The sequence below is a fragment of the Tenacibaculum ascidiaceicola genome (assembly GCF_047470925.1).
In the GTDB taxonomy this organism is placed as follows: domain Bacteria; phylum Bacteroidota; class Bacteroidia; order Flavobacteriales; family Flavobacteriaceae; genus Polaribacter; species Polaribacter discolor.
On the sequence record NZ_JAZKJP010000013.1, the window covers coordinates 54,884 to 81,778 of the forward strand.

Consider the following 26,895-nt stretch of genomic DNA (forward strand, 5'->3'; position numbering starts at 1 on the left):
ATGTACAAAACACTGTTCAATATCAATATATACCACTCTTATTTCCTAGATGAAGGAGAACGAACTTTTTTCGAATTAAATGGAGGAAATAATGGAGTAACACCTCTTACAGATGAAGAAAAAAAACGTTTAGAAGAACAATATGATATTAGCAAGTTTCTATCAATTCAACCTACTCAAGAAACCAAAAAGAGTTTAAAAAATCATAGACTATTACTTAGAAGTCATAAAAAAGGAGTCCGAGTACTATCAGAAACTATAAAAGTAACTACCAAAGAAGGAAATCAAGAAGTAAGTAGATATAGTCCAATAATTACATTATCCGATTCACTAACGCTAACTTTTTATTTAAAAGTACACCATGCTTATTTTGAAAATTTTTCTAACATAATTGAAAAGAAAGAGGAGCAACTATATTACTTATCAAACAAAAGTTCCTCAGTAATCAATTTATTTGAAACAATTTCTGAGGTGAAAAAATGGAGCTCATTTTTGATTTCAGATAGTGAAACAAGAAAACTATTACACCAACTAGAAGCTGAAAAAGAGTTTGATACAACTACACCGAATTTAGTAACTGTTGCAAATACCAATGCTTCTGAATTAAATGTTATAGAATCTAAAATAATGAATGCTATCCCTTTAAATGAAGAAGAGCAAAAGGTGATAGATACTATTAATTTTTTTGTAAGAAGAATTAAAAATAGTGGGGTAATAGGGGTTGTTCAAATCCAGATATCAGGAGACAATAACAACAATTTAACAGAAGAAGTATTAACTAAGAATGAAGAAACAGAAGTCTTTGATGTCTCAAAACAATGTTTGTTAGAGGAGTCCCCAGAGTTTGCTGTTTGTATTGAAAATAGAAACACATTTTGGCGTTACACGAAAAGAAGTGAAAACCTTGTAATGACTACGTCAGAAGAAAAACCACTAACACTTAATGGGCGTGTAGAGATAGATAAACAAGACGTTATACCAGAACCACAAGAAGATTATTATTTCCCAAATCCTACTCCAGAAAGTATTAAGAAAGAATCGCAAGATTATTATTCGGAAGTATTTATATAAACAAAAATTAAAATTTAAAACAAGTAATTATGTCAGCGTACAAAACACCAGGAGTCTACGTAGAGGAAATTGTAAAGTTTCCCCCATCGGTAGCTCAAGTAGAAACAGCAATTCCAGCTTTTATTGGTTATACCGAGAGAGCTAAAAAGAAAGAGAATAATGACCTACTGTTAGAACCAACAAGAATAACGTCAATGTTAGATTACGAAACGTATTTTGGCTATGCAAGACAGGAAACAAGTATTGGAGTTAATGTAACAAATGCAAATCAAGCGAATGAGGAAGTAATTGTAACTGCACCAAGTACCCCGTCTCCTTTTAAGATGTATTATCACATGCAAATGTATTTTGCCAATGGAGGAGGTCCTTGTTACATCGTATCTGTGAACACCTATGAAGATGAGAGTAACAATGAAAATAGTATTTCTTTCGATGAATTGAAAGAAGGATTAGATAAAGTAGCCTATGTAGATGAAGTAACCTTACTTACATTCCCAGACGGAACATCGTTGGCGTCAGATACTGATTTTTATAGTTTATATGCATCAGCACTTACTCAATGTAATAAATTACAAGATCGCTTTACCATTATTGATACTTATTCAGATAATGAATATGATGATGGAGGAGGGGATGTAGATCCAGTAGAAGCACTAAGAGATAAAATTTCTTTAGGAAAAGACTACTTGAAATATGGGGCAGCATATTACCCTTTTTTAAATACGATTCTTGACTACTCTTATGATGAAGATAGTATTGAAATAGAAGGATTGGATGAAAGTTTATCTGTACAAGCGGAAGAAGTAATAGATGGAATTGATCTAACTGAGCTTGAAAGCCTGTTAACAGTATTGGTTGATACAAAAAATAATATAGATGGGGCAGGTAATGCGGTAGCATTGTCATTTAAAAATGATGCCATTTCCAATATTAAAAATATTATTGGCTATTTAGAGAATATAACTTCATCAATCAACGATTTGATTTCTGCGGCTGAAGATTCAGAAGAAGCTTCTTTAGCAACACCAAGTGCGGATATGACAACTTGGATGGATGCTAATTTAGAAGCCACTTTGGCTGATTTACATGCTAAGCTATTTAAGCTACAACAAGACGACACAGAAGGGAAGTTAATGGGTAGTTTAACTTCTAATGCTACAAACGTATATGATCTATTAGGTATTATCGATGAAGCTGATATGACTAATAATGGAATCTATACCACTTTGGAAGATCAAAAAAATACCGATGAATTATTTGCCTTAAAAGGAGCTATTGATGCATTAGGAGGTGTAACAACACTCCCTTCGTTAGCAGATTTAAAAGTAGATAATAATGCTCTATACAATAAAATAAAGTTAGAAATAGGGTTGTTACCAGTAAAATTGGCACCTAGTGCAACCATGGCAGGAATTTATGCTAAAGTTGATGCCGATAGAGGAGTATGGAAAGCACCAGCAAATGTAGGGTTAAATTATGTATATGGCCCATCTGTTAATATATCACATGATGAGCAAAAAGATTTAAATGTAGACACCAAAGCAGGAAAATCTGTTAATGCTATCAGATCATTTGTAGGAAAAGGAAATCTAGTATGGGGAGCAAGAACTCTTGCAGGAAACGATAATGAATGGAGATATGTATCTGTAAGACGTTTCTTCAACATGGCAGAAGAGTCAATTAAAAAAGCATCAGAACAATTTGTTTTCGAACCTAATGATAAAAATACTTGGGTGCGTGTAAAAGCAATGATTGACAATTTCTTAACACAACAATGGAGAGCAGGAGCACTTGCAGGTCCTACACCAGAAAAAGCATTTTATGTAAGTGTTGGTTTAGGAGAAACCATGACAGCTCAAGATGTTTTAGAAGGAAATATGATCATAGAAATAGGTATGGCAGTAGTACGTCCAGCTGAATTTATCATACTTAAATTCTCTCACAAAATGCAAGAAGCATAAGTAAACTAACTAACCAAAAAAATATAAATAAAAAATAAAGAATCATGGCAGAATCATATCCAATGCCAAAGTTTTCCTTCGAGGTAACCTTTGGTGATACGAAATTTAATTGTACAGAAGTATCAGGGTTAAGTTTTGATAATAAAGTAATAGAATATCGTGGAGGAGCAGATAAAGAATACCACAAATCAAAACAACCAGGATTATTCGAATATAGTAACATTACTATGAAGAGAGGAACCTTTGTAGATGAAAGTAAACAGTTTTACAAGCAATGGGCTAAAACAGTTTATTTCCAAGAAGGAGGAGAGCAGTTTAGAGGAGATTTAACCATCAAATTATTAGATGAGACTGGACAACCAGCTGTAGTATGGGAAGCTCAGAATGCTTATATCACTAAAGTACAGCCTACAGACTTAAAAGCTGATGGTAATGAAATAGCCATTGAAACTGCTGAGTGGGCAATTGAGAAGCTTAAAATGTCATCGTAATGAGCTATCATCCACCAGTAGGATTTAGTTTTAAAGTAGAGTTTGAAGATATTCCAACTTCAAGCGGCGACAATTCATTTCAATCAGTTTCAGGTCTTTCGGTAGACCTTGAAACTGAAGAAATAGCCGAAGGAGGAGAAAATAGATTCAAGCATAAAATACCGGTACGTTCCAAATATCCAAATTTAGTATTGAAAAGAGGGATGCTTGTTGATTCGGAAGTAATTAAGTGGTGTAAAAAAGCCTTAGTCAATTTCGAGATACAACCTATAAATATCAATGTAATGTTATTAGGTGAAGACGAGCAAGCCATACAAACTTGGAATGTAAAACATGCATACCCTGTAAAATGGAATGTAGGAGACTTTAATGCTGAAGAAAGTAAACTGGTTATTGAGACACTTGAATTAACCTATAATTATTTTAAAATAGTATAAGATGCCTATTACTATCAAAGAATTACATATCAAGATTAACGTGGATGAAAAATCAGAATCACAAGGAAAAACAAGTGGATCAAAAAACGGAAATACAGCAGCTATAGTTTCGGCATGTGTGGAGGAAGTAATGGATATTCTTGAAAGACAAAAACAACGATAATGAGTCAAGGAGAGTTAAAAAAATTAGTAATAAAGGCGTATTCTGACGATAAGTTTAAGAATGAAGTAGCCAATGGGGAGTTTACAACACTTATAAACCCAGAAAAGTATATGGTTGCTTATAAACCAGAATATACTGAAGAACAAGGGCAAGGTACAAGTGGCTCTCAACCTAAGTTTACAAGAATACCTCCTCAAGAATTAGATTTAGACCTATTGTTTGATAGCAGTGGAGCCATTGACGGAAAAAGTGATCTAAAAGATGGAATCATAGATAAAATAGAAGCGTTTAAAAAAATTGTATTCGAATACAAAGGAGAAGAGCACAAACCTAACTATTTAATGATTAAATGGGGTGCTCTCCTTTTTAAGGGCTCTTTAGTAGATCTTTCTATTGAATATAAATTGTTTGCACCAGATGGAACACCATTACGTGCCAGTGCAAAGCTTAAGGTAAAAGGTACTATTGATGATGATTTACGAGTGGCAAGAGAAAACAATCAGTCGCCAGATTTAACTCACTATCGTAAAGTGAGATCAGGAGACACTTTACCACTTATGTGTAATCGTATTTATGGAGACTCAAAGTATTATTTAGAAGTAGCTCGTGTTAATAAAATAATGCAGTTCAGAAAACTAAAACCAGGACAAGAAATCTTTTTCCCACCCTTACAAAAATTTGCTTAGATGAATAATACAGGAACCATACAAACTTCAAAAAGTGCCGATTTAGTAACTTTTAAAATCTTGATTGAAGGAGAAGAACTCTCAAAACAATATGAGGTAAAAAATATTACTATTTCCAAAGAAGTAAACAAAATACCAACCGCTCAAATTGTTTTAATTGATGGAGATGCTTCAGAGAGAGATTTTAAATTAAGTAACGAAGAGTTATTAATTCCTGGTAAAGAAATTGAAATTACCGCAGGATATCATTCTGATGAAGAAACTATTTTTAAGGGAATCGTTATCAAACATAATCTAAGAATTAGAGCTAGTTCAGCACAATTAATAGTTGAGTGTAAAGATGAAGCGGTAAAAATGACCGTAGGCAGAAAAAGTAAATATTTCTATGAAAGTACCGATAGCGACATTTTTGAAGAAATTATAGGGAAGTATAGTTTGTCAAAAGATGTAGAAACTACAAATTACAACCACGCTGAATTGGTGCAATATAATGCATCAGATTGGGACTTTGTCGTTTCAAGAGCGCAAGCCAATGGAAAACTATGTTTTGTAGATGACGGAACTATAACGATAGCTAAACCCAACGTAAGTCAGTCAGAAATTGAAACTGTAACTTTTGGAGGATCCTTATTAGACTTTGATGCAGAAATAGATGCACGTCACCAAGTAAAAAAGGTAGCAGCCTATAGCTGGAATCATGCTGATCAAGAAGTAATAGAAATTGAAGGAAAAGATCCAAATGTAAGTTTAAACGGAAACTTATCGGTTTCAGACTTAAACAAAACCATAGGTTTAGAAAGTATGGAGTTACGACACGGAGGTGTTGTTACGGATACTGAATTACAAGACTGGGCAGATGCCAAATGGTTATTTCAACAATTGGCAAAAGTAAGAGGGCGTGTAAAATTTCAAGGAATCCCGTCAGTGAAACCAAACACCATTTTAAAACTAGAAGGTGTTGGAGACCGATTTAACGGAAATGTATATGTAACAGGAGTTCAGCATGTAATTTCAGAAGGAAATTGGGTAGCCAATGCACAGTTTGGTTTATCAACAGAATGGTTTTCTGAAACTTTTGAAATCTCAGCAAAACCAGCTTCAGGATTATTGCCTGCCATTCAAGGGTTACAAGTGGGAATTGTTTCTCAATTAGAAGAAGACCCTGATGGAGAAGATAGAATTCTAGTACAAATTCCAATTGTAAATAACGAAGAAGAAGGTATTTGGTGTAGAGTAGCTTCACCCGATGCAGGAGAAAACAGAGGTATTTTCTTCCGTCCAGAAATAGGAGATGAGGTGATTGTAGGATTTATCAATGAAGATCCTAATGATGCCATTGTTTTAGGAATGTTGCACAGTAGTGCAAAACCTTCTCCAATTACAGCTACTGATGATAATCACGAAAAAGGAATTGTTACCAGAAGTGAAATGAAAGTGTTGTTTGATGATGATAAAAAAATAATCACTATTGAAACACCCGCAGGAAAAATTATTTCGCTGGATGAAGATGAAGGAGCCATAACGATTGAAGATGATAATTCTAATGTAATTACGATAAACAGCGATGGAATATCAATGGAAAGTGCCGGAGATATTTCATTGAAAGCATCAGGAGATGTAAATATTGAAGGAACAAATGTGAGCATAGCAGCCAATGCAGAATTTAAAGCAGAAGGTAGTGCTGGGGCAGAAGTTTCAACAAGTGCTATAGCTGTTTTAAAAGGTTCATTAGTTCAAATAAATTAAAAAAATGGGAAACCCAGCAGCAAGAATAACAGACATGCATGTGTGTCCAATGGTTACAGGAACAGTACCTCATGTAGGAGGACCAATTTTACCAGCGGGAGAACCTACCGTATTAATTGGAGGATTACCTGCGGCGAGAGTAGGTGATATGGCAACTTGTACTGGGCCACCAGATAGCATAGTCGCTGGATCAGGAACCGTATTAATCGGAGGGATGCCAGCAGCAAGAATGGGAGATAGTACTTCACATGGAGGAACTATTGTACTAGGAGAAGCAACAGTTTTAATAGGATGACAATGGAAAATAAAAAAGCATTTTTAGGAATAGGTTGGGATTTTCCACCAGAGTTTTCAAAAGATCTAAGCGAAGTTATCATGATTTCAGAAGAAGAAGATATTAAAAGTAGCTTGGAAATATTGTTAACTACCAGATTAGGAGAACGTGTAATGCTACCTAATTACGGTTGCAACTTACAAGAGCTTCTTTTTGAAAAGTTAGATAGAACGCTAATAACCTATGCTAAAGATTTAATTGAAACAGCAATTTTATATCACGAACCAAGAATTGATGTGATTCATATTGATGTTTCAGAAACAGACCCTTTAGAAGGAATGTTAATAATAAAAATTGAATACAGAGTTAGAGCTACCAATAGTAGAACGAATGTTGTTTTCCCTTTCTATAAAGGAGAAGGAACCGATATAAATTAAGACACACCATGAGTAAAATCATTTCTAGCATATTACAGCGAAACGGAACAGGACAAGAGCTGCGTTATATTGACGCATTAGATCCTGATAATTTCGAACTTCACGATTTTACTATAGAAGATTGGATTTTGTTTGCTTATAATTTTGCTGAAAAATTAAATTACTTTCCTACAGGAAATCATAAAGTAGCATCTGGAGATTGGCAAGATTTTTTTAAAAAATTAACTACAGCAGATATTCCTTTTAGAGGCACTAGAGAATATCAAAAATTAAAAGAAAACATTAGCTCAACTCTTAATGGATATACGGAGGAAGGAAAGTTGAGTCCGCATTTAACCTTGTTTGTTTGCTTCTTAGAGTTATTAGAATTTTCAAAAGAACGATTTAATAATTTAACCAAACGTCATTTAGATTTTTATTACAAAGAAATATTACAAGTTCAAAAGCGAGAACCTGTTTCAGATCAAGCGCATATAATTTTTGAATTAGCAAAAAAGATTACTGACGAACGAATTGAAGAAAGAACCTTACTTGATGCGAAAAAAGACAGCCTAGGAAATCCGTTGGTTTACGAAACAACAGAAGAATTAATAGTAAACAAAGCCTCAGTAGGAGCCATAAAAACCATTTACAATAACAATTCAGAAAGTTTAAAAAAGATAAAAGCAAGTGCAGTAGCTAACACAAAAGATGGTTTTGAAGAACCACTTCCTGAAGATGCTCCGTATTGGTATCCCTTTGGATATCCTGCAAGTGGAAAAAATGCTGCTGAATTGCCAGATGCAGTAGTAGGCTTTTCAATCGCCTCACCAATGTTATTGTTGCAAGAAGGAGATAGAACAGTAACGATAACCATTAATTTTAAAAACAACTTTGAAGAAAACTCTTTTGATGTAAGTGAACTACTTCAAACCGTTCAAATTTTTGGAAGCGGAAAAGAAAAGTGGATTGAACCAACACTGGTTGCTATTAACAATGTAAATGATGGAGCGTTAGTTGCTACGAATCAAATAAGTTTCACATTTACATTAGGACTTGATTCAGGTGCATTATTAGGATATAACGAAGAGTTTTTACTAACAAAATATAAAACTTCACATCCGTTAGTGCGTTTTGAATTTGATGTTTCAACAGCCATAGGATATGATTTTTATAGGTTTTTAGCAGGAAACATAGTTGAAAAAGTAGTGATAAAAACAGATGTCAAAGGAGTAAAGTCGGCAACTGTAGAAAATGATAATGGAACGGTAAGAACTAAAAAACCATTTCACCCTTTTACTACACGTCCTATTGAAGGATCTAATTTTAGTGTAAATTATAATGAAGCGTTCTCGAAAAAATGGAAAAGTTTCACGGTAAACCTTCGTTGGAAAAATACGCCAGATGATTTTAAAGAGTGGTATGAAGCATATGTAACATCACCAAACTATTCATCAATCAATAAATATATTGAGGTACTTAAAAAAGATATAGATGAAAGAGCCTTATTGGTGAATAATGAAACGCATTTTAAAGTAGAAAAACGATTATTACACGCCGCAGGAGAAGCCAATGAAACTGTAGGGGAAATAAAAAATCTCTTTATAAAAGAGATAGATGAAGAGACTGATGAGGTAAGCTATATGTCAGAGTTTGAAGTAGAAAATACTGCAAATGCTTATGAAATAGGAAAAGCAGAAGCCTTACAACTTAGTTTAGAACAATCTTTTTTACACGAATTATATCCTAAATTGTATGCATTAGCAGTAAGTGCAGATGATAAAGATATTATTTTTCCTAATGAGCCTTACACTCCATTAGTAGAATCAATTTCTGTAGATTATACAGCAGAAGAAACCATGCTTCTGGAAGAAATGGATTTGGAAGGAAATCGCATTCAGCTTTTTCATGAACATCCTTTTGGTCAGCATGAAGAAAATTACGCAGAGAAGAAATACTTACAAGAAGAAAAAGGAATTGTAGATGTTTTTGATAAAGATATTATTCAAATCACACTAGTACCAAAATATTGTATAGGAGGTCATTTATTTTTAGGAATAGAAAACTTAGAACCTCAACAAAACCTTTCACTGTTAATCCAAGTATTAGAAGGAAGTGAAAATCCACTAGTAGAAAGCTTCGGAGAAAATGAAAAGATAAACTGGTCGATATTATGTAATAATAAGTGGAAAACGTTAGAAAACAATATCATTTCTAATAACACAGATAACTTCTTAAAATCAGGAATTGTTAAGTTTTCAATACCTAAAGAAGCAACTTCAAATAATACATTATTACCATCAGGATATACTTGGATAAAAGCACAAATGAGTAAATCATTTGAAGCAGTATGTAAGGCCATTGGTATTCATGCTCAAGCAGTAGAAACATCGTTTGTAAACAACAATAATGAGGTAAGTCATTTAAAAAACGGACTACCTAGCGGAACCATTAAAAAAATGGTTACACGGATACCACAAATTAAATCAGTATCACAACCTTACAGTTCTTTTGGAGGAAGTCCAGAAGAATCAGACGATAATTTTTACAGAAGAATAAGCGAGCGTTTGCGTCACAAAAACAGAGCAATAACCTTGTGGGATTACGAGCATTTAATTCTTCAAGAATTCCCAGAAATTTATAAGGTAAAATGCTTAAACCATACCTCACAAACAAGTTTTACAGCAGCAGGTCATGTTACTTTAGTAGTTGTACCAGATACTGTAAATAAAAATGTATTTGATATTTATCAACCACGAGTAAGTAAAGCCGCTTTAAATAGTGTTACAAACTATATCAATTCATTAAACACCTTGCATGTAAATGCTGAAGTAATCAATCCTAATTACGAAGAAGTAAGCATAGGTTTAGAAGTTAGCTTTTATGATGGATATGATGAAAATTTCTATACCGAACAATTAAAAACAGACATTACAAAGTTTCTATCTCCTTGGGCGTTTGATGAGACCAAAGAAGTAACCTTCGGAATTATGCTACATAAAAGTGTCTTAATTGATTACCTAGAAAAACTACCCTATGTAGATTATTTGCAAAATGTAACGATGAATGAAGATGCTAATGTGTATAAAATAGAACCAAGCGATCCAAAATCAATACTAGTATCAGCAAAGAAGCATAACGTAAGTACTGTGTTAACGACTTGTAAAGGAACCAAAAAAATCATAGAACAAACATGTCAGCTATAAACGAACATATCAATATTCCGAAGAATATATCTACCAAAGACGATTTAGATTTTTCTTTTTTAAGGAAAGAAGGAATTTCTTATTTAGAAACATTTGGAGGTAAGTTATGGACTGACTTCAACTCGCACGATCCTGGAGTAACTATTTTAGAAATGTTGTGTTATGCTATTACCGATTTAGGAATGCGTATCAATACACCACTAGAAGATTTATTAGCATCCAAAGATCCGAACTTATCGCTACAAGCACAGTTTTATAAAGCTTCAGAAATTTTTCCAACAAAACCAGTCAATGAGTTAGATTATAGAAAGCTGTTTATTGATTTAGAAGGAGTAAAAAACTGTTGGTTACGAATTTATGATAAACAAGTGTTTGTTGACTGTAAGAATAACAAATTAAGCTACAAAAATTTTGAAGGTATTTTACCAGAGTTCCAAAAAGACTTTAAGTTAAAGGGACTGTATTCATTATTGGTTGATTTAGAAGAAGGTTATACAAAAGAGCAGGTTTTTCCGAATATCAAAACAGCGTATCATAAGAATAGGAATTTATGTGAAGATTTAATAACCATAAATGAAGTAGCTACACAACCTATTGCCATTTGTGCCAATGTTGATGTTGTGCCAGAAGCTGATGAAGAGTGGGTGTATGCTAATATTTTATTTCAGATAGAGAATTACTTATCACCGTCATTACAGTTTTATTCAGTGCAACAAATGCTTGATAAAGGATATACTACCGATGAGGTGTTTGATGGTCCGGTATTAACAAACGGGTTTATAGATACGGAAGAACTCAAAGAAGCAGAATTAAGAAAAGAAGTGCGCCTTTCTGATGTGATGAAAATCATCATGAATATTGATGGAGTAAAGTTAATTAAAGATATTTCTGTAGGATTTTGCGATGAAAACATTGTTCAAGAAAATAAATGGATAGTTTGTATCGATCCAGATAAAAAACCAGTATTGTGTGAAAAGAGTACGTTTAATTTTAGTAAAGGATTCCTTCCTCTCAACTTAAACTATGATAGAGTAGATGAGTACTTAAAACAATTAAAAGAAGATGAAATTGCTTCACAACAAATAACAGCTGATGAGAAGGTTTTATTACAGCCAAAAGGGAGCTCAATAGGAGCTGGTGAGTATACCACTATTCAAAACGATTTTCCTGATACTTACGGAATTGGTCAAGAAGGCTTAGCAATACATGTAACCAATGAAAGAAAAGCAAAAGCCAAACAGCTAAAGGCGTATTTAACATTTTTCGATCAAATCTTAGCAACCTATTTCAAACACTTATCAGAAGTAAAAACATTATTGTCTGTTAGCGGACAAGAAACTCGAACATTTTTTACACAAGCAGTAAAAGATATTAAAGATTTTGATGAGCTCGTAAGTGAATATCCACAGTCAGATGATGATGAATTAACAAAGCTATTATTCAATCAGTTTGATAATAATGTAGAACGCAGAAATTCTATTTTAGATCATTTGTTAGCACGTTTTGCAGAACGATTTGGAGAATACACATTTATTATGAAAGCGTTGTATGGAACAGCTACTGATGAAATTGTGCTATCAAATAAAGAAGCTTTTTTAAAAGATTATAAAGTAATAAGTAGCGAAAGAGGTGTAGCTTTTAACTATTACAAACAACTTCAAGAAAATTTATGGGACACAAATAATGTATCCGGATTTCAAAAACGTATAGCACGTTTAATGGGGATTGCTAATGAGAAAAGAAGACACTTAACGGAAACCAATGTAGATATTTATGAAGTAACAGAAGGTAGCAATACATATAGATGGAGGTTAAAAGATAATAATGGAAACATACTATTGTCAGCAACTGAAAACTACGCTAAAAAAGTTTTTGCTATTGAAGAATTATACTTTGCAGTATTACAAATTGTACAAACCAAAGAAAAAGATATAGAGGAAGCTTTTGAAGAGGGTATTACAAATAATATGCAAATTGGATTTATAAGAATACATGAATCTACACCATCAAAACCTTCTATTCCAGTAAAGTATTCTTTTGATGTTATTAATCCAGAAAAACCAAAGAGTAGTTCTGATTATATTATAGCAAAACAATACAAATACTATACAGATAGTAATGATTTAAAAGAAGTATTGTTAGAGATAATTTCTTTTTTGAAAAAAGATTTTACTGAAGAAGGAATGTTTTTAGTAGAGCACATGTTATTGCGTCCAGATGTTACCACTAACAATTCAAAAAATTTCTTACCTATTTGCGCAAAAGATTGTGAAGACTGTGGAACGATTGATCCTTATTCTTATAGAGTAAGTATCGTTTTATCAGGATATACTTATCGTTTTTCAAACCCAGATTTTAGACGCTATATGGAAAATGTTATTCGACAAGAACTTCCAGCACATGTTTTACCAAGAATTTGTTGGGTAGGAGAACGAAAAGGAATTGTACCTGATAATGAAAATGATTTGTTGCAGTTCGAAAACGCATATAAAAAGTACCTGTTTGCAAAAACAAACTTAGAACAAGAACAACCTACAGAGAATAATGAGTTGCCAAACTTAATACATGCTATACAGCAATTAAACACGATTTATCCTGTAGGAAGATTAACCGATTGTAACGCCGAAGACGAAGCATTAGATGGAAGAATTATACTAAACCAATCTAGTATAGGAAACTTACAATCAGAAAAAGAAAACACAAACGAAGAAAACTCATAAAAATAGTACGTGTTTATTTATTAACACAGCCAAAACATAATACGTATGGAAACGACTAACCTGAAACTAAGAGAAATTACAACTGAATATAGCAAGTTTAATGCTAATCAAGTATTAACCGAAACACAACTTAATACATTTATCGATTACTTTGATGATCAAAACCGTTTGTCAAGACTAGGTTTAAGTGGTGTTGGAGTAGCCTGTGGGTTTAAAGTAATTCCAAAGTTTACTATAGATAAAACAGCAGTGTCGAGTATTGAAATTACTCAAGGAACAGCCGTAACTACCGATGGAGATTTAGTTCAGTTTTTTGATCTAATAGAAGAAAACTTACAGTCAAAAGTATTTTCGTTCTACAAAAAGTTTGAAGATACCGACGGTAAATATGAGAGGTTTAAAAATGCTCAGGGTAATCAATATAATTTATGGGAGTTACACAGTGAAGAAGATGAGTCGTATACCCCTTTGCTTGAGTTTCCGGAGATACAAAAAATGGCTGTTTTGTTGTATCTAGAACAATATCCAAATGAAGACGTATTGTGTAATAAACTAACATGCGATAATCAAGGTATTGAGCAAATCAATAATTTACGCGTGTTACTTGTAAGTATTGAAGATTTAGAAGCTATTGCAGCTAAAGATACTATCTTTTTAAAACACAATTGGTATAAACTTAACAACGAACTACCTGTTGTAGAAGCAAAAAGAGTGGTGCTAAACGAAAAAAATACCAAAACATTTTCAGAGTTAAAAGCACAGTTTGATAGTGTAGTTAAAGATACAAGTATTAGTATAGATTTAATTGAAGGCTTTGATACAATATTCTCAAAATTTCAAAAACCATCAATAGCCACTAAAATAAAATCATTATTTAGTTTCAGTTCTTTGGCTGTTCCACTAGATTTTCAATATAGGTACGATGTTATCAAAGATTTGGTAGATACGTATAATGAAATTAAAGAACTACTATTACACATCAATGTAAACTGTTGTCCAAATATTGGAGCCTTTCCAAAGCATATAATGTTAGGAAAGTTGAAAAAAGAAACAGAATATCCAGAATTACGTCACCGATTTTATAAATCAACTATTGTAGGTCATGAAAATGAAAACCTTCAAAAAATACAGTTGTTAATTGATAGAGCAATTGCCATTTCGAGTAATTATATAGGAAAAACAAAATCAAAAGATGTGGTAATAACCCCATCGCAAGCACATACCACATTAAGTGAAAAAGCTGTTCCTTTTTATTATAATGTTTCTTCACAGTTTTTAAAGAGATGGGACTTTAACAAAACAAAAAACTATAGAGCAAATCAAAACTTAAGCTATCATAAAGAAAACCTTAAAAATTCAGCAGCAATTCAAAAACCACTATTATATAACATTGATAAAAATGATTTTTATAGAATAGAAGGACATCAAGGTAAAATGTACAGAGATGCCTTAGCAAAAATCTTAAAACTTAAAAAAGATAACGGATTGAGTTTTGATGTGAAAACACTTTCCATTAACGCTACAGAACAAACTATTAATATAAACAATTACGAGTGCGAGTTTGAAGACTTAAAAATGTTGTTGAATGCATGGAGAGCAGAACAGAATTGTATTTTATCAGAAGTAAGTAAAACATTTTCAGCCTTTAAATTAACTGATCCAAAAACTAACACAGTAGTAGATAACGTGGTCAACTATAAAGACAAAATAAGTATTTTAGAAAAAGAACCCATAAAAGAAGAAATTCCATTAGTAAAAGAGTATATCAGTAGAATGGATTTACTTTCTAAAGAGGCAAGTGTTAAGGAAGATTTTGCGTATAAGTATGATATCGGAACCAAAGAATATAATAAGTTTTTAGAGGAAGAAAACATTGTAAAAGATAGTTTAACAAAAGAGGAAGACTCAATAGGGTTTTTGATAGACCGAGTAATCGATGAAAACAAATACGGATCAGCCAGCGACATTATCGTTGAATTAAATAAAGAAACTGAAGCTTTAAAAGAAAAAGAAGTTTGGAAAGAAGAACCAACGCTTAGCGATTTTATTTTAACAGATCTTACAGAAACCTTAGTTCATACCTATATTTTAGATACAAAAATCCCATTAAATATAAGAGATATAGATAGTCTTGTGTTAACAAGTTATAAACTAACGATAGCAGAGTTGTGTAAAAGAGTAAAAAAACTACAAGCAAAGTATAATAGTACTTCATTAGAACTATCAACCAAACAAATTTTAGGTCTATTAATTAATCAGTTGTCAATTGTTTGTTGTTCAGGGAAAAAGTTAGAAACACTACTTGCAGAAATAGATAAAAGAAAGAAAAAGATTTTAGAAAGAATACAACTTTCAGAATTTGTAAAACAACATCCAGGACTTGAACACAAAGCAGGAGTTATTCCAGGAGGGACTTTTGTAATGGTATATGTAAATGAAAATGCAGCAGATAAAAATACATTTGATGATGTAGTGTTAGATGTTGTATTTAAAAATCAACCTATTATATCAAATACAGACACAGACTTTATAAAAGATGATTTTTTACTATCGAATGATACTTTCCTTGAAAAAGAAATACTCTATAAAAATGGAGGTGTAATTAACTTATGGGATAAAAGCTCTAGTATTGAGTTTTCATTTGTAGATGGAAGCTATTTCACCCTAAAAAACAGACTGTTTTTTAATCAAGACGTTGTTTTAGTAGGAAAAACATTAGCCGAAACAGTAAGCAATTTTACAGCGTTCTTAAACAGAACTTGGTTCAGAGCAGGTGTATCTAAAATTCTTAGTGCAGAAGAAACTACAATGTATAAAGATGGTTCCGTAGGAATGCGTATTACTATCAAGGATCATTTAGTACCTAAAGACGAGTATTTTTTACAGATATATAATCCTGTTGTTTTAGAAACCAAGAAACGATTGTATTTTGACGAAAATGAAGTGATTCGTGAAAATGAAACATTGAAAAACACGGTAGTAGCAGACTTTTCGTTGCCATATATGTGTTGTTCAGACTGTGCTCCAGTGAACTTTATTATACCAAAAGAACCACCATTTTTAAGTTTACCAGTAAGTACTATATGTTTGAAAAAAGAGACTGTAATTGAACCTTTAATTTTTACAGTAAGACCTATAGACGGAGAGGTAAAAGCAATTGCTCCAGAAGGAGTAGTATCAGGAGTGTTTAAAGATCCAGAAGATGAAAAATGGAAAATTGATGTTACTAAAACTGATAAAAGTTTATTAGGTAAACCAATGAAGTTTACAGTAAACGATGAACCTACCGATTGTGAACTTATCGTATATCCAGCATTAGAGTTGTTGGTTGAAGTAGAACAACCTATTGAATACAATGAAGATAAATCTAAAGCTAGGGTAACTTATGTATTACATTGGAAAGATGCTGATTTTATCGGAGCTGATTTCTTTAATAACATCAAGTATTCTTGGGACTTTATGGGAGATGGTAATAGAGTAGAACATACACCAATAAACAACAAAGTTTTCCATAACTATACATTACCAATTGATGATATAAATAATGAAATAAACCCAGCATTAAAAATTTCATTAGGACCATGCTCAAAAGAAATTCCTATAAACCCAATAAAGTTTGACACCTTAACGCCATCAGAGTTGGCTATTGAATCGTCATACTGTATCGATTTTACTAAAGAAAAAACAGTAAGAATACCATTTACAAATGTTAATGGAACAATAACTATTGAAGGTGGAGCTATAAAAGGTGTTACAATTGAGAATAATGAATTAGTTATTGATGTAGCCACTTTTGAAAATTATGATCAAATTATTGAGTTTTTAGAAGACGGGCAAACAACAAATGCAAGAATAACAATTCATGAAGTTAAACAAATAAGTATTTCAGAACGAAGCGAATCGAGATTTATATGGAAAGACGGACAATTATTTTACGAAGCAGCTTTTGAAGCAATACTTCCAGAAGGAGTAAAACCGGAAGGATTAAAGTTTAATTGGAGTGTAAATAGCATTGAGTCGGAGACAGAGTTGTTTAATCCTCAGTTATTAGTAAAAGAAGGTGTAGGAAACTCTTACACAATAAAATTAATGATTACTGATGGTAACGGATGTTTTTCTAAAGCAGATTTTATAAAGAATATAGCCTTCCCAGAGTTTACAATAAGCTTACCAAACACCACTTTTTGTTTAAGTGATAAAGAGTCTTATCCTGTTGTAGTAAGACCACAATTTGAAGGTGTACAACTTACAGGAGGAAATGTAAAGTTTAATGAAGAAACAAAATTATGGGAGTTTGTGCCAGCCAATTCAGGATTAACAGATTCAGGTACTGTAAGTATAAGTCTTGTAGGAACTTTTGTTACACAGACTATTAATTTAACAGCGACACCACAAGCAAGCTTTACTTATAGTTTTGATTCAGAAATTAGAATATTATCATTAACAAATACTTCAGAAAAAGGAGACAAGTATGTTTGGGTGATTAATGGAGTTGAAAGAGAACCTCAAGTAAATAGAACAACAATAACAGAAGACCTGAGCAATTTTGATGGAGACTTAGTAAAAGTCTCTTTAACGGTAGCAAGTAAGTGTGGAGAGAATACATCAACAGAAGTTATAGAAATAGGAAAAATACAAGATAAAACCTGTGAGGAAATAACAAAAACAGAAGTTGAAAACTATTATAAGTTAAATAAGTTTAGTATAAATGATGGAGGTAGTGGAACTAATGTTAACATGGTTGTAGTAGTTCCTACAAATGACGCTTATAAAGCAATTATAACAGATGAAAGTAACTCTTATTTAACAGGAGAAAACAACAATCAATTAAGAGGAATGTTTTCTAAGTTACTTATTAATACATCAAAATTACTTATTGAAGATGTTGAAAATAGAACATTACTTACAAGGTATTTTAGAGCAGAAGTAAGGTTGCTTTTAAATATTCTTCATTGTCAAGAACAAACGGTTTTAGAGTTAGATGAAAACCGAGGAATTATCTTAGAACTATTAGAGGTAATAGATAGTGCTTTTATCTCTTTCAAAGAAAATCAAATAAAAGTAGCTAATGAAGCTTTTCTGCAGTTTTTAGAGGAATTTACAACAGAGATTCAAGCTGAATATATTTCTAAGTTTATTAATGAAAACTTAAAGCAAAACGTGTAATGGTTGCTAAAGAACATACCATTCAAAAAGTATTTGTTGAGGTAAATACGAAAAGTAAAAAAGTAGCAGAAGAGTATAAAAATACTATCGAAGACTTTTTGCAAGAAGAAGTATTTCCAGAAATAGAAAAATACTTCAACTCTCAAGAAGTTGAGTATGAAGCATACATTCAGCAAATAGAAAACTTAAATATTGAAGTAGATATATCAACTAACAATAAGTCTATAAATGATAACACTACAAAGAGAGCAATAAAAGAACAACTTATAACAAAGTTAAAAGCAATTTTCAAAGACCCAGAACTACATAAGGTAGCTATAAAAAAGGTTACTACATCAGAATCTAAATTAGATGCTTTTTTTCACTTTTTGCAACATGGTACAACAGCTTGGTGGAATCAAAAAGAAGAGAAAAGTTTTACAAAAAAGATGTTGTTTGAAATAACAGAAAGTCAATTTTTTGAAGAACGTTTTTTAAAATCATTAAGAGATCCAGTTCAACAAAATCGATTGATTCAACAGTTTAAGACTGAAGAGTTGCAAATATTATTCCTAGGAGTTTTCAATAAACCAGTGGGGTATGAGACTTTTCTATCAACTATCAAAAAAATTGATTTTAAGAGCTACATCATAAGGAATAAAGTGTGGAAGTTTTTCATCAAAGCAACAATTAATAATAATTTTTCAAGAATAGTAAATGAAGTTCAAGAAGAAATAGAGGTATGTAAAAGAACAAAGGCTTTTAATTCTTCAAAAAATCTAACTCAATTTTTACAAGAGTTAACTTCTCAAGAAAGAATATTTAGAAGTCAGTTTAATAGTAAAGAACAGAAGGAGTTTAAAAAGAAGAAAGAAGGGAGTAGCATTGAGGTTGTCAATACAGAGTTTATAAGTAAAAAAGAAGAAAAAAAATCAGATGTAAGTATTGATAAACTAGATAAAGTAGGAGTCAAAAAAAATCAAAATAAAGCAGAAGAATTAACTCTTCCAAAGAATGAATCAAGTAAATCTAATTCACAAAAAACTCCAGAAAAAGTAGATATTCAAAACAAAAAAGAAGTCTTAAAGAAGAAGAAAACGTCATCAAAAGAAAAAAGTAAAGAAGTAAAAGAAGAATTAAGAATAAAAATGCAAGCGAAAAGTAAGAATCTTTATGAAGATAAAGGAGTAAACTTGAAAACGGAGAAAATTACTGACGACCAAAAGAGAGCTGAATATAAAAGGAGACATCAAGAAGCGTTAAAAAATACTTTTTCAAGTAAAAATGAAGTTGTAAGTGAGCCTAAATCACATCTTATAAGAAACGCTGGATTAATTTTATTACACCCCTTTTTAAAACAGTTTTTCAATTCATGTGGTTTTTTAGATAAAGAGAATAAAATTATCAAACCTAATGAAGCAATTCACTTACTGCACTATGTAGCAACTAAAAAAGAACAACAGTTTGAAAACAATTTAATTTTTGAAAAGTTTTTGTGCAATCTACCAATACAAAGTTCTATTGAAAGAAATATAGTATTGAGTGATGAGCTTAAAGAAAAGTCAGAAGAATTGTTAAGAGCAGTACTTCAAAATTGGTCAATTTTAAAAAATTCTTCAAATGACCTATTGCGTAATGAGTATTTACAAAGAGAAGGAAAACTAGATTTAACTAAAGACAACCCTACCCTAACAGTTGAAAGAAAAACACAAGATATCTTATTAGACACCAAATTACCATGGAATTTAAGTTTATGCAAACTTCCTTGGATGAAGGAATTAATCTTTACGAATTGGTAAAATATAACTAAAACTATAGAAAGTCATGTTTAAAAGAGATAAAAAACCAGAAGCTAATAACGTTCAAGCAAAGGATAAAAAAAAGGATTTATTTATTCAACCAAAGCTAGCGTTTGGAAAAAAAGGAGATCAATATGAAGTTGAAGCAGATAAAATGGCTGATAAAGTTGTAGGAAATAATAAGAAAGTTAATTCAATACAAAAAAAAGAAAGTGAAGAAAAAATACAGCAAAAACCGCTGGCTTCTGAAGTAACACCTTTAGTACAAAAAATGGAAACTACTGAAGACGAGCAATCCGTTCAAAAGATGGAGGAAGAAGAAGCGGTGCAAAGTAAAGAAGAGGAAGAAACAGTACAATCGAAGTGCAATGATTGTGAAAAAGAAGAGAAAGTACAAAGGCAAGAAGAAGAGGAAGCTGTGCAGTCAAAAACAGAAAAATCTGCTTCAAAAAAAAATAAACCTTCTTTTGAAAGTAAGTTAAAAAGAGGAACTGGAGGTCAAAAAATGGATGCACAAACACGAAGTGAAATGGAGTCAGGTTTTGGAGCAGAATTTAGTCATGTAAACATTCACAACGATTCAGAAGCAGCACAATTGAGTCGAGAAATAGGAGCACAAGCATTTACGCATGGAAACGATATCTATTTTAATAAAGGTAAATACAATCCAAACTCCAAAGATGGAAAGCACCTGTTAGCGCATGAGTTAACACATACAATTCAACAAAAAGGAATGGTGCAAAAAAAGATTCAAAAACTTTCTGATCCTGAATGTTCACCAACCTATTCATTACCCCATAGAGGAAATTGTAGAAGAGGTTTTGTTCATACATGTTATTCAGAAACGTTTAAGCCGTCTAGTAGCTCAGCTCTTAATGGGGAGGTTTCAGTTAGCTATAATAGGTCAGGAAGTATAGGACCAGAAGATTTTAGTGTGCAAGTATATAAATGTGGTATAATACGAGATACTCGTATAGGAAGTAAAAGATTAGGACCTAATATACCTGGGACTTTAAATTTTTCTATAGCTAGTGTTACACCTGGAGATAGTTATTACATAAAAATCTATTCAAGATCTCACTTAAAGCTTGATGCAAACTACCGTATTTGGCAGTAAAGACAATAAGTAATGTTTAGAGCAAAACAAAATATAGCAAAACCTTCTAATCCTTCTTTAAAAAGTAAGGAAGCAACACCTTTTATCAAGCCAGAAATGAAGGTGGTTAAACCTGAAAAAAAACAAGAGGAAATTGCGTTAAAAGAAAATAAAAAAATAAAAAATGAAGATAGTCTTTCAATCAAAAAAGAACAGTCAGTAATTCCAAAAACACCAGTTTTAGAAGCTTCTGAAAAAGAAAAAGGTGAAAAAAATGAAGGAGGAGATAAAGTTGGGGTTCTTAAAAAAGTAGCAGAAAAGCAATCTTTTAATGGTTTGAAAAATAGTGCAAAAGGAGCAAGTGCTTCTGTGACAGAACCAAAAAGTAATAACACTACTCAAGTAAAAACAGAAGCTAAAGAAGGAAAAAAAGAAAAGGAAGAAACCACAGAAAAAGAAAAAAAAGAAGAAGGAGCAGTTAAAGAGAAAAAAATACCTAAAGCACCGACAAAGCCAGAAGATGATCACGCTTTTCAACAACAAATTAAAAAAACGGAAAAGGTAAAAGAAGAAAAATCACAACATCCAGATCCAGAAGCTAAGGTAAACGAACAGCAACAAGCAGGCCACCCATCAGCAGCTGTACAATCAACTAAAAATGATCAGCAAGCCCATGCAGAGTCATTATCAGCTACTTCTGAAGAAGAAAAAAAGAGAGAACCATTTACTCCAGAATCGTTTAAAAAACTTCTAGAAAAGAATTTAGATGATTTAGAAAAACAACTTCCTAAAAATTCTGAAGAAGCACAAGAATTTAGAGATGATAAACCTATACAGGGAATAAAAGAAAATATATCAGGTCAAGTTACTGCTGAAAGTGATAAGCTAGCGGGGCCAATGAAATCTGAGGCAGATAAACCAGCTCCTGCTTCAGGAAAACCAACAGTAGAAGCGGTTCCTTTACCTCCCACAAATTCAGGTAATTCTCCTAAACCGTTAAATGCCAAAGCAGCAATCCCTAAACCTAAGACATCTCAGGAGATTTCGATGGAAAAAGAAAGTCAGTCATTAGATGATTATATGGCTGAAAATAAGGTGACGGATGAGCAATTAGCAAAATCAAACGAGCCTAAATTTACAGGAGCTTTAGAAGAAAAAAACAATGCTCAAACTGAAGCAAAGTTAGCACCAGTAAAGTATAGAAAGAAAGAACAAGTTCAATTAGGGGTAGCTCAAAAAACAGCAGCAGTAAACAGTAAAGAGGGGTTAGATCAAATGCAAGCAGCTAAAGTATTATCAGAGAATAATGTTTTAGCTAATCAAACGGAGAATAAAACGAGTGATAAAACTGAGCAAGAAAGAATTTATGCTGAGTTTGAAGCAATTTATGAAGAAACAAAAAAGACGGTTACTGAAAGTTTAGAAAAGCTTTCAGAAGATGTTGATAAAAAGTTCAGTGAAGAAGCAGAAAGTGCACAAAAAACTTTTGAAGAAAATGTTGAAGACGGTTTAGGTGAAATTTATGGATGGACAGTTATAGACGATTGGATTTTTGGAGAGGATACAGAGGCTATAGATAAGTTGTTTAGAGTTGAAAAAGGAAAGTTTATTAGTAAAATGAACTCGGTTTTAGATGATATTTCAATAATTATAGCCGATGGATTGAACGGAGCTTTAGATGCTATTGAAGAAGGAAAACGAAAATCAAAGGAAAAATTCGACAGTTTAGACGAGTCACAAAAAAAAATAGCAGAAGATGCTTATAGTGACTTTAATGATCAATATGCAGATTTAGAAGATACGGTTTATGAAAAACAGGAAGAATTAGCGGCTGATTTAGCACAATCATACAAAGAGAATGTTGATAGTTTACAAGAAAAGTTTAATGAAATAAAAGAAAGCGTAAGTGCTGGTTGGATTGGTGCAGCGTTAAATGCATTAGCTGGTGTTATAAAAACTATTTTAAAAATAAAAGATATGCTGCTTAATCTACTAGCAGCAGCTGTAAGTGCAATAGGAGCTATAATTTCTGACCCGATAGGGTTTTTAAGTAACTTAATACAAGGGGTTAAACAAGGTTTTGTTGATTTTGGGAACAATATCAAAAAACACATGATTAAGGGAGTAATAGAATGGCTTACAGGTTCTTTAGGTAACGTAGGTATTACTTTACCAGATAATTTATTTAGTCTTTCAGGAATATTCAGCTTAGTAACTCAAATGTTAGGATTAACGTGGGATTATTTTAGGAGTAAAGCGGTTAAACTACTTGGAGAGCCCGTAGTTGCAGGTATGGAAAAAGCTGTTGAAATTTTTCAGATAGTTAGAAAAGACGGTGTAATGGGGCTTTGGGAATATATAAAAGAACAGTTTGGTAATCTCAAAGAAATGGTTATGGATGCCATTCGAGATATGATTATAACCAAAGTTATAGAAGCTGGAATAAAGTGGGTTATGGGCTTGTTAAGTCCAGCAGGAGCTTTTGTAAAAGCAGCAATGATGATTATAGATATTGTAAAGTTCTTTGTTGAAAGAGCAGCACAAATATTTGAATTAGTTACGGCGTTTATAAATAGTATTAAAGCTCTAGCAGAAGGAAATGTCAAAGCAGTAGCAAAAGGTATTGAAACTGCTTTAGCTAAAGCAATTCCAGTATTAATAGGCTTTTTAGCTGCTTTGGTTGGAGTAACTGGACTCACTGGGAAAATCCAAAAAATAATTAAAAAAGTTAGAAAGAAAATAGACAAAGCCATTAATAAAGTTATTAAAAAAGCTAAAAAAATATTTAATAAGATTTTAGGAAAAAAGAAGCCTAAAAAAGGACAAGCAAAAAAAATAAAAGATGACAATAAAAAGCAAAAACCAGCAAAATTAACAGCAAAAGATAAAGCGAAACATAAAAAGATTGTAGGTAAGATAGAAAAGAAATTAGGAGAAAAAGCAAAAAAAGGAGAACCGTTTGATAAGTTTTATGCAAGAAAAAAGAAAGAAGCTAAAACCCTAGAAAATAAATACCAACCACAATTAAAAAAAGGAATAAATTTAGATATAAAGTTTAATGCATTGGCAAAAGATAAAGAAGATAACGATGTAGATATTAAAATTAAAATAGCACCTAATGATACTACTGGTAAGGTACAGGCAAAAGGAGATGGAAAGGATAATTTACCGTTGCTAGATCAATACTTAAATAAAAAGGTGGTAGATAAAGAAGGTATTCCATTAGAGTCTTTTACAAAAGCATTAAAAACAGATATTAATAAAATAGACAAGAAACAAGTTTATATTCTTGATAAGAGAAATTCTAGCTATAAGTTTAGAACAGGAAAAGGATTTGGTTCATATCCTAATATATACATTGAAAGTGATGGAGCTGAAGAAGGAGTCTTAAAAAAAGGAAAATCTAAGTCTTACAAACCAGCACATGGAAACTTTATTCCAGATGAAATGGAATTAACAGAAAAGAATGGAGTATATACAGCAAAATATAAGACAAAAAGAGCTGGAGACGCAAAGGAAGCAAAAGCAGGAGAAGATAGTCCAACATTTGAGATAAATATCACTTTTGATGAGGCTATAAAAGGTATTTCAGACAAAGTGCAAACTAGAAAAGTAAAAGGATTTAATTTGTCAAGTAAGCCAGATGGAATAGGAAGAGGAAAATGGGATGGAGGATCAGCAGGAAAAGATGGTACTCCAGGATTTGATAATGCTCATATTATTGGAGATCAATTTGGAGGTTCAGGAGTTAATTCGGCAATGAATATTTATCCATCATCACCAATGTATAATCAAAAAGAAATGGCACATGTTGAGAATAAATTGGCCTCTTTCTTCAAGTCTAGAGGAACAAACTTTAATATGGAAGTTACTGCAAAAATAAAGGATGATGCAAATGTTAACAATCAACTAAAAGGAGTTTTAGATACGGAATTTGGTAAAGACAATAAAGGGAAGAAAAAGGTAGACGAGAAAATTAAAACAAAAGCGAAAAGTACTTTGACAAAGGCTTTACAACAAGCTATGACTATGGATATTGATAACTTACCAGGTCAGTTTTTAAATACTACATACAAATCAAAGGGAATTGCTTCTAAAGACGATACAGAGGTAGAAGGAGATAATTTACAAACAACTGGTGTAGAAATGAAAAAAGACAAACGATACGATAAAGATAAATACAAAAAACTAGGAAATGATTTCTCTAAAAATGCAGCAGGTACAGAGCTATCTATTGGGACCGATCAGGGTTATGATGCATCTATAGAAAATTATAAAGCAAAATTTGCTAATGACGGAACGAAAAAAAAGAAATTATAAAATAAGGTAATTATGTACATAGAGGTAGATCAAATAAATAAAATAGGAGTATTTAAAGTACTGCAAGATTTTATTACCAATAGAATTGATAGCGAATTTAATGGGTATAAGCAACCAAATTTTGAGTTAAACTACAATGGAGTGCCTTCTCCTGTGATTGCTTTTATGAATGATAAAAATTTAGTAACTGAAGATGTTATTCTATTACTACTGGCTTTTGTACCTCATATGTTTCCAAATTTTTTAAACAATATCATTAGCGAGTTTTTGCCACAAGGAGGTGAATTTCCAGAGTTTGGAGGAGTAAAAGGGAAAAATCATAGAGGAATTATACCTACAGGTGAAACAGCCCTTTATATTTTAGGAGGTAATGATTTTGCTTCAAGAGAAAGAGGTTTACAATTTATTTTAAGTGAAAGTAAATTGTTTAGAGATAAGGTATTGAGAATTGAAAAGCAACTTGAAGATGAGCCTTTAATGAGTGGTAAGTTAATTTTGGCAGAGGAATATGTACACTTGTTTTTAACAGGGAAAGAATTAAAACCACAAATGAGTCAAGATTTTCCTGCAAGTTTAATTACTACAGATTTAGAATGGGAAGATTTAGTATTGCAAGAAAAAACATTGAACGATGTTAAAGAAATAGAAAACTGGTTAGCATATAAAGAGATACTGTTAAATGATTGGGGAATGGGAACAAAAATCAAGCCCGGATATCGAGTTTTATTCTGTGGAATTCCAGGAACAGGAAAAACGTTGACAGCTAGTTTACTTGGAAAATATACAGGTAAAGATGTGTATCGAGTAGATTTGTCAATGGTTGTTTCAAAGTTTATTGGAGAAACAGAAAAAAACTTGTCCAAATTATTCGATAAATCCATTAACCAAGATTGGATTTTGTTTTTTGATGAAGCTGATTCTATTTTTGGAAAGAGAACAAGTGTAAGGGATGCTCATGATAAATACGCAAACCAAGAAGTTTCTTATTTACTTCAGCGAATAGAGTCACATCCTGGATTAATCATTTTGGCTTCAAACTTTAAAAATAATATTGATGCAGCTTTTACAAGACGTTTTAATAATATTATTGAGTTTGAAGCACCCGGTTATACAGAAAGACTAACTCTATGGGAAAATAACTTACCTGAGAATGTTGAATTAGAAGCTACTATAAGTGTAGAAGAGTTAGCTAAAAAGTTTAGTTTAACAGGTTCTAATATAGTGAACATTATTCAATACGCATGTTTACAAACCATAGCTAATAAGAAAGAAACAATACAAAAGCAATACTTGTTAGAAGGGGTAAAAAGAGAATACACAAAAGAAGGAAAAACAATTAACATTAAACTTTAAAAAGAGCAGTA

Annotated in this window: 16 protein-coding genes; all 16 read left to right on the top strand. The window is 32.1% G+C overall.

Annotation, left to right across the window (positions count from 1 at the left end; all coding sequences use genetic code 11):
- The 16 genes from VBY68_RS14965 to VBY68_RS15040 are packed head-to-tail and all read left to right on the top strand — an operon-like array spanning position 1 to position 26,884.
- On the top strand, positions 1-1,071 hold the full coding sequence (locus VBY68_RS14965) for a hypothetical protein (protein ID WP_415270184.1): 1,071 nt from the start codon (positions 1-3) through the stop codon (positions 1,069-1,071).
- A gap of 29 nt (positions 1,072-1,100) precedes the next feature.
- On the top strand, positions 1,101-3,032 hold the full coding sequence (locus VBY68_RS14970) for a phage tail sheath family protein (protein ID WP_244174756.1): 1,932 nt from the start codon (positions 1,101-1,103) through the stop codon (positions 3,030-3,032).
- 44 nt (positions 3,033-3,076) lie between these two features.
- Positions 3,077-3,523, top strand: coding sequence for a phage tail protein (locus tag VBY68_RS14975; RefSeq protein ID WP_047790305.1), 447 nt, complete (start codon positions 3,077-3,079; stop codon positions 3,521-3,523).
- Entirely contained in the window at positions 3,523-3,960 is a 438-nt protein-coding gene (locus VBY68_RS14980) for a phage tail protein (protein ID WP_099215620.1), read from the top strand. Before VBY68_RS14975 ends, VBY68_RS14980 begins: the two co-directional genes overlap by 1 nt.
- A 1-nt stretch (position 3,961) precedes the next feature.
- The gene (locus VBY68_RS14985; protein ID WP_164505160.1) at positions 3,962-4,123 is read left to right on the top strand and encodes a DUF5908 family protein; all 162 of its coding nucleotides are present in this window, start codon (positions 3,962-3,964) and stop codon (positions 4,121-4,123) included.
- Complete coding sequence (locus VBY68_RS14990) at positions 4,123-4,809, top strand: CIS tube protein (protein ID WP_099215619.1); 687 nt, start codon at positions 4,123-4,125, stop codon at positions 4,807-4,809. The genes VBY68_RS14985 and VBY68_RS14990 overlap by 1 nt, the downstream gene beginning before the upstream one ends.
- Entirely contained in the window at positions 4,810-6,555 is a 1,746-nt protein-coding gene (gene vgrG / locus VBY68_RS14995) for a type VI secretion system tip protein VgrG (RefSeq protein ID WP_415270185.1), read from the top strand.
- A gap of 4 nt (positions 6,556-6,559) precedes the next feature.
- The gene (locus tag VBY68_RS15000; RefSeq protein WP_099215617.1) at positions 6,560-6,850 is read left to right on the top strand and encodes a PAAR domain-containing protein; all 291 of its coding nucleotides are present in this window, start codon (positions 6,560-6,562) and stop codon (positions 6,848-6,850) included.
- A 2-nt stretch (positions 6,851-6,852) separates the two neighbouring features.
- Positions 6,853-7,266, top strand: a complete 414-nt coding sequence (locus tag VBY68_RS15005; protein WP_124590416.1) for a GPW/gp25 family protein — start codon at positions 6,853-6,855, stop codon at positions 7,264-7,266.
- Between the two features lie 8 nt (positions 7,267-7,274).
- Positions 7,275-10,451, top strand: a complete 3,177-nt coding sequence (locus VBY68_RS15010) for a baseplate J/gp47 family protein (RefSeq protein WP_415270186.1) — start codon at positions 7,275-7,277, stop codon at positions 10,449-10,451.
- Positions 10,439-13,171 carry a YegP family protein gene (locus VBY68_RS15015; RefSeq protein ID WP_415270187.1) on the top strand — a complete coding sequence of 911 codons (2,733 nt, stop codon included), beginning with the start codon at positions 10,439-10,441 and terminating at the stop codon, positions 13,169-13,171. Before VBY68_RS15010 ends, VBY68_RS15015 begins: the two co-directional genes overlap by 13 nt.
- A gap of 45 nt (positions 13,172-13,216) precedes the next feature.
- Entirely contained in the window at positions 13,217-18,337 is a 5,121-nt protein-coding gene (locus VBY68_RS15020; protein WP_415270188.1) for a hypothetical protein, read from the top strand.
- A complete protein-coding gene (locus tag VBY68_RS15025) occupies positions 18,337-20,115 on the top strand; it encodes a contractile injection system tape measure protein (protein ID WP_415270189.1) in 1,779 nt (592 codons plus the stop codon). The genes VBY68_RS15020 and VBY68_RS15025 overlap by 1 nt, the downstream gene beginning before the upstream one ends.
- Before the next feature lie 25 nt (positions 20,116-20,140).
- Positions 20,141-21,232 (top strand): eCIS core domain-containing protein, encoded by a 1,092-nt coding sequence (locus tag VBY68_RS15030; RefSeq protein ID WP_415270190.1) that lies wholly within the window; start codon positions 20,141-20,143, stop codon positions 21,230-21,232.
- Between the two features lie 12 nt (positions 21,233-21,244).
- Positions 21,245-25,531, top strand: a complete 4,287-nt coding sequence (locus tag VBY68_RS15035; RefSeq protein ID WP_415270191.1) for a hypothetical protein — start codon at positions 21,245-21,247, stop codon at positions 25,529-25,531.
- Positions 25,532-25,543: 12 nt separating this feature from the next.
- The gene (locus tag VBY68_RS15040; RefSeq protein WP_099215609.1) at positions 25,544-26,884 is read left to right on the top strand and encodes an ATP-binding protein; all 1,341 of its coding nucleotides are present in this window, start codon (positions 25,544-25,546) and stop codon (positions 26,882-26,884) included.
- The last annotated feature ends 11 nt before the right edge of the window (positions 26,885-26,895 follow it).

Bases quoted from the DNA above. Each gene is read 5' to 3' on its own strand.
- VBY68_RS14965 (WP_415270184.1), top strand. From the start codon at position 1: ATGTACAAAACACTGTTCAATATCAATATATACCACTCTTATTTCCTA.
- VBY68_RS14970 (WP_244174756.1), top strand. From the start codon at position 1,101: ATGTCAGCGTACAAAACACCAGGAGTCTACGTAGAGGAAATTGTAAAG.
- VBY68_RS14975 (WP_047790305.1), top strand. From the start codon at position 3,077: ATGGCAGAATCATATCCAATGCCAAAGTTTTCCTTCGAGGTAACCTTT.
- VBY68_RS14980 (WP_099215620.1), top strand. From the start codon at position 3,523: ATGAGCTATCATCCACCAGTAGGATTTAGTTTTAAAGTAGAGTTTGAA.
- VBY68_RS14985 (WP_164505160.1), top strand. From the start codon at position 3,962: ATGCCTATTACTATCAAAGAATTACATATCAAGATTAACGTGGATGAA.
- VBY68_RS14990 (WP_099215619.1), top strand. From the start codon at position 4,123: ATGAGTCAAGGAGAGTTAAAAAAATTAGTAATAAAGGCGTATTCTGAC.
- vgrG (WP_415270185.1), top strand. From the start codon at position 4,810: ATGAATAATACAGGAACCATACAAACTTCAAAAAGTGCCGATTTAGTA.
- VBY68_RS15000 (WP_099215617.1), top strand. From the start codon at position 6,560: ATGGGAAACCCAGCAGCAAGAATAACAGACATGCATGTGTGTCCAATG.
- VBY68_RS15005 (WP_124590416.1), top strand. From the start codon at position 6,853: ATGGAAAATAAAAAAGCATTTTTAGGAATAGGTTGGGATTTTCCACCA.
- VBY68_RS15010 (WP_415270186.1), top strand. From the start codon at position 7,275: ATGAGTAAAATCATTTCTAGCATATTACAGCGAAACGGAACAGGACAA.
- VBY68_RS15015 (WP_415270187.1), top strand. From the start codon at position 10,439: ATGTCAGCTATAAACGAACATATCAATATTCCGAAGAATATATCTACC.
- VBY68_RS15020 (WP_415270188.1), top strand. From the start codon at position 13,217: ATGGAAACGACTAACCTGAAACTAAGAGAAATTACAACTGAATATAGC.
- VBY68_RS15025 (WP_415270189.1), top strand. From the start codon at position 18,337: ATGGTTGCTAAAGAACATACCATTCAAAAAGTATTTGTTGAGGTAAAT.
- VBY68_RS15030 (WP_415270190.1), top strand. From the start codon at position 20,141: ATGTTTAAAAGAGATAAAAAACCAGAAGCTAATAACGTTCAAGCAAAG.
- VBY68_RS15035 (WP_415270191.1), top strand. From the start codon at position 21,245: ATGTTTAGAGCAAAACAAAATATAGCAAAACCTTCTAATCCTTCTTTA.
- VBY68_RS15040 (WP_099215609.1), top strand. From the start codon at position 25,544: ATGTACATAGAGGTAGATCAAATAAATAAAATAGGAGTATTTAAAGTA.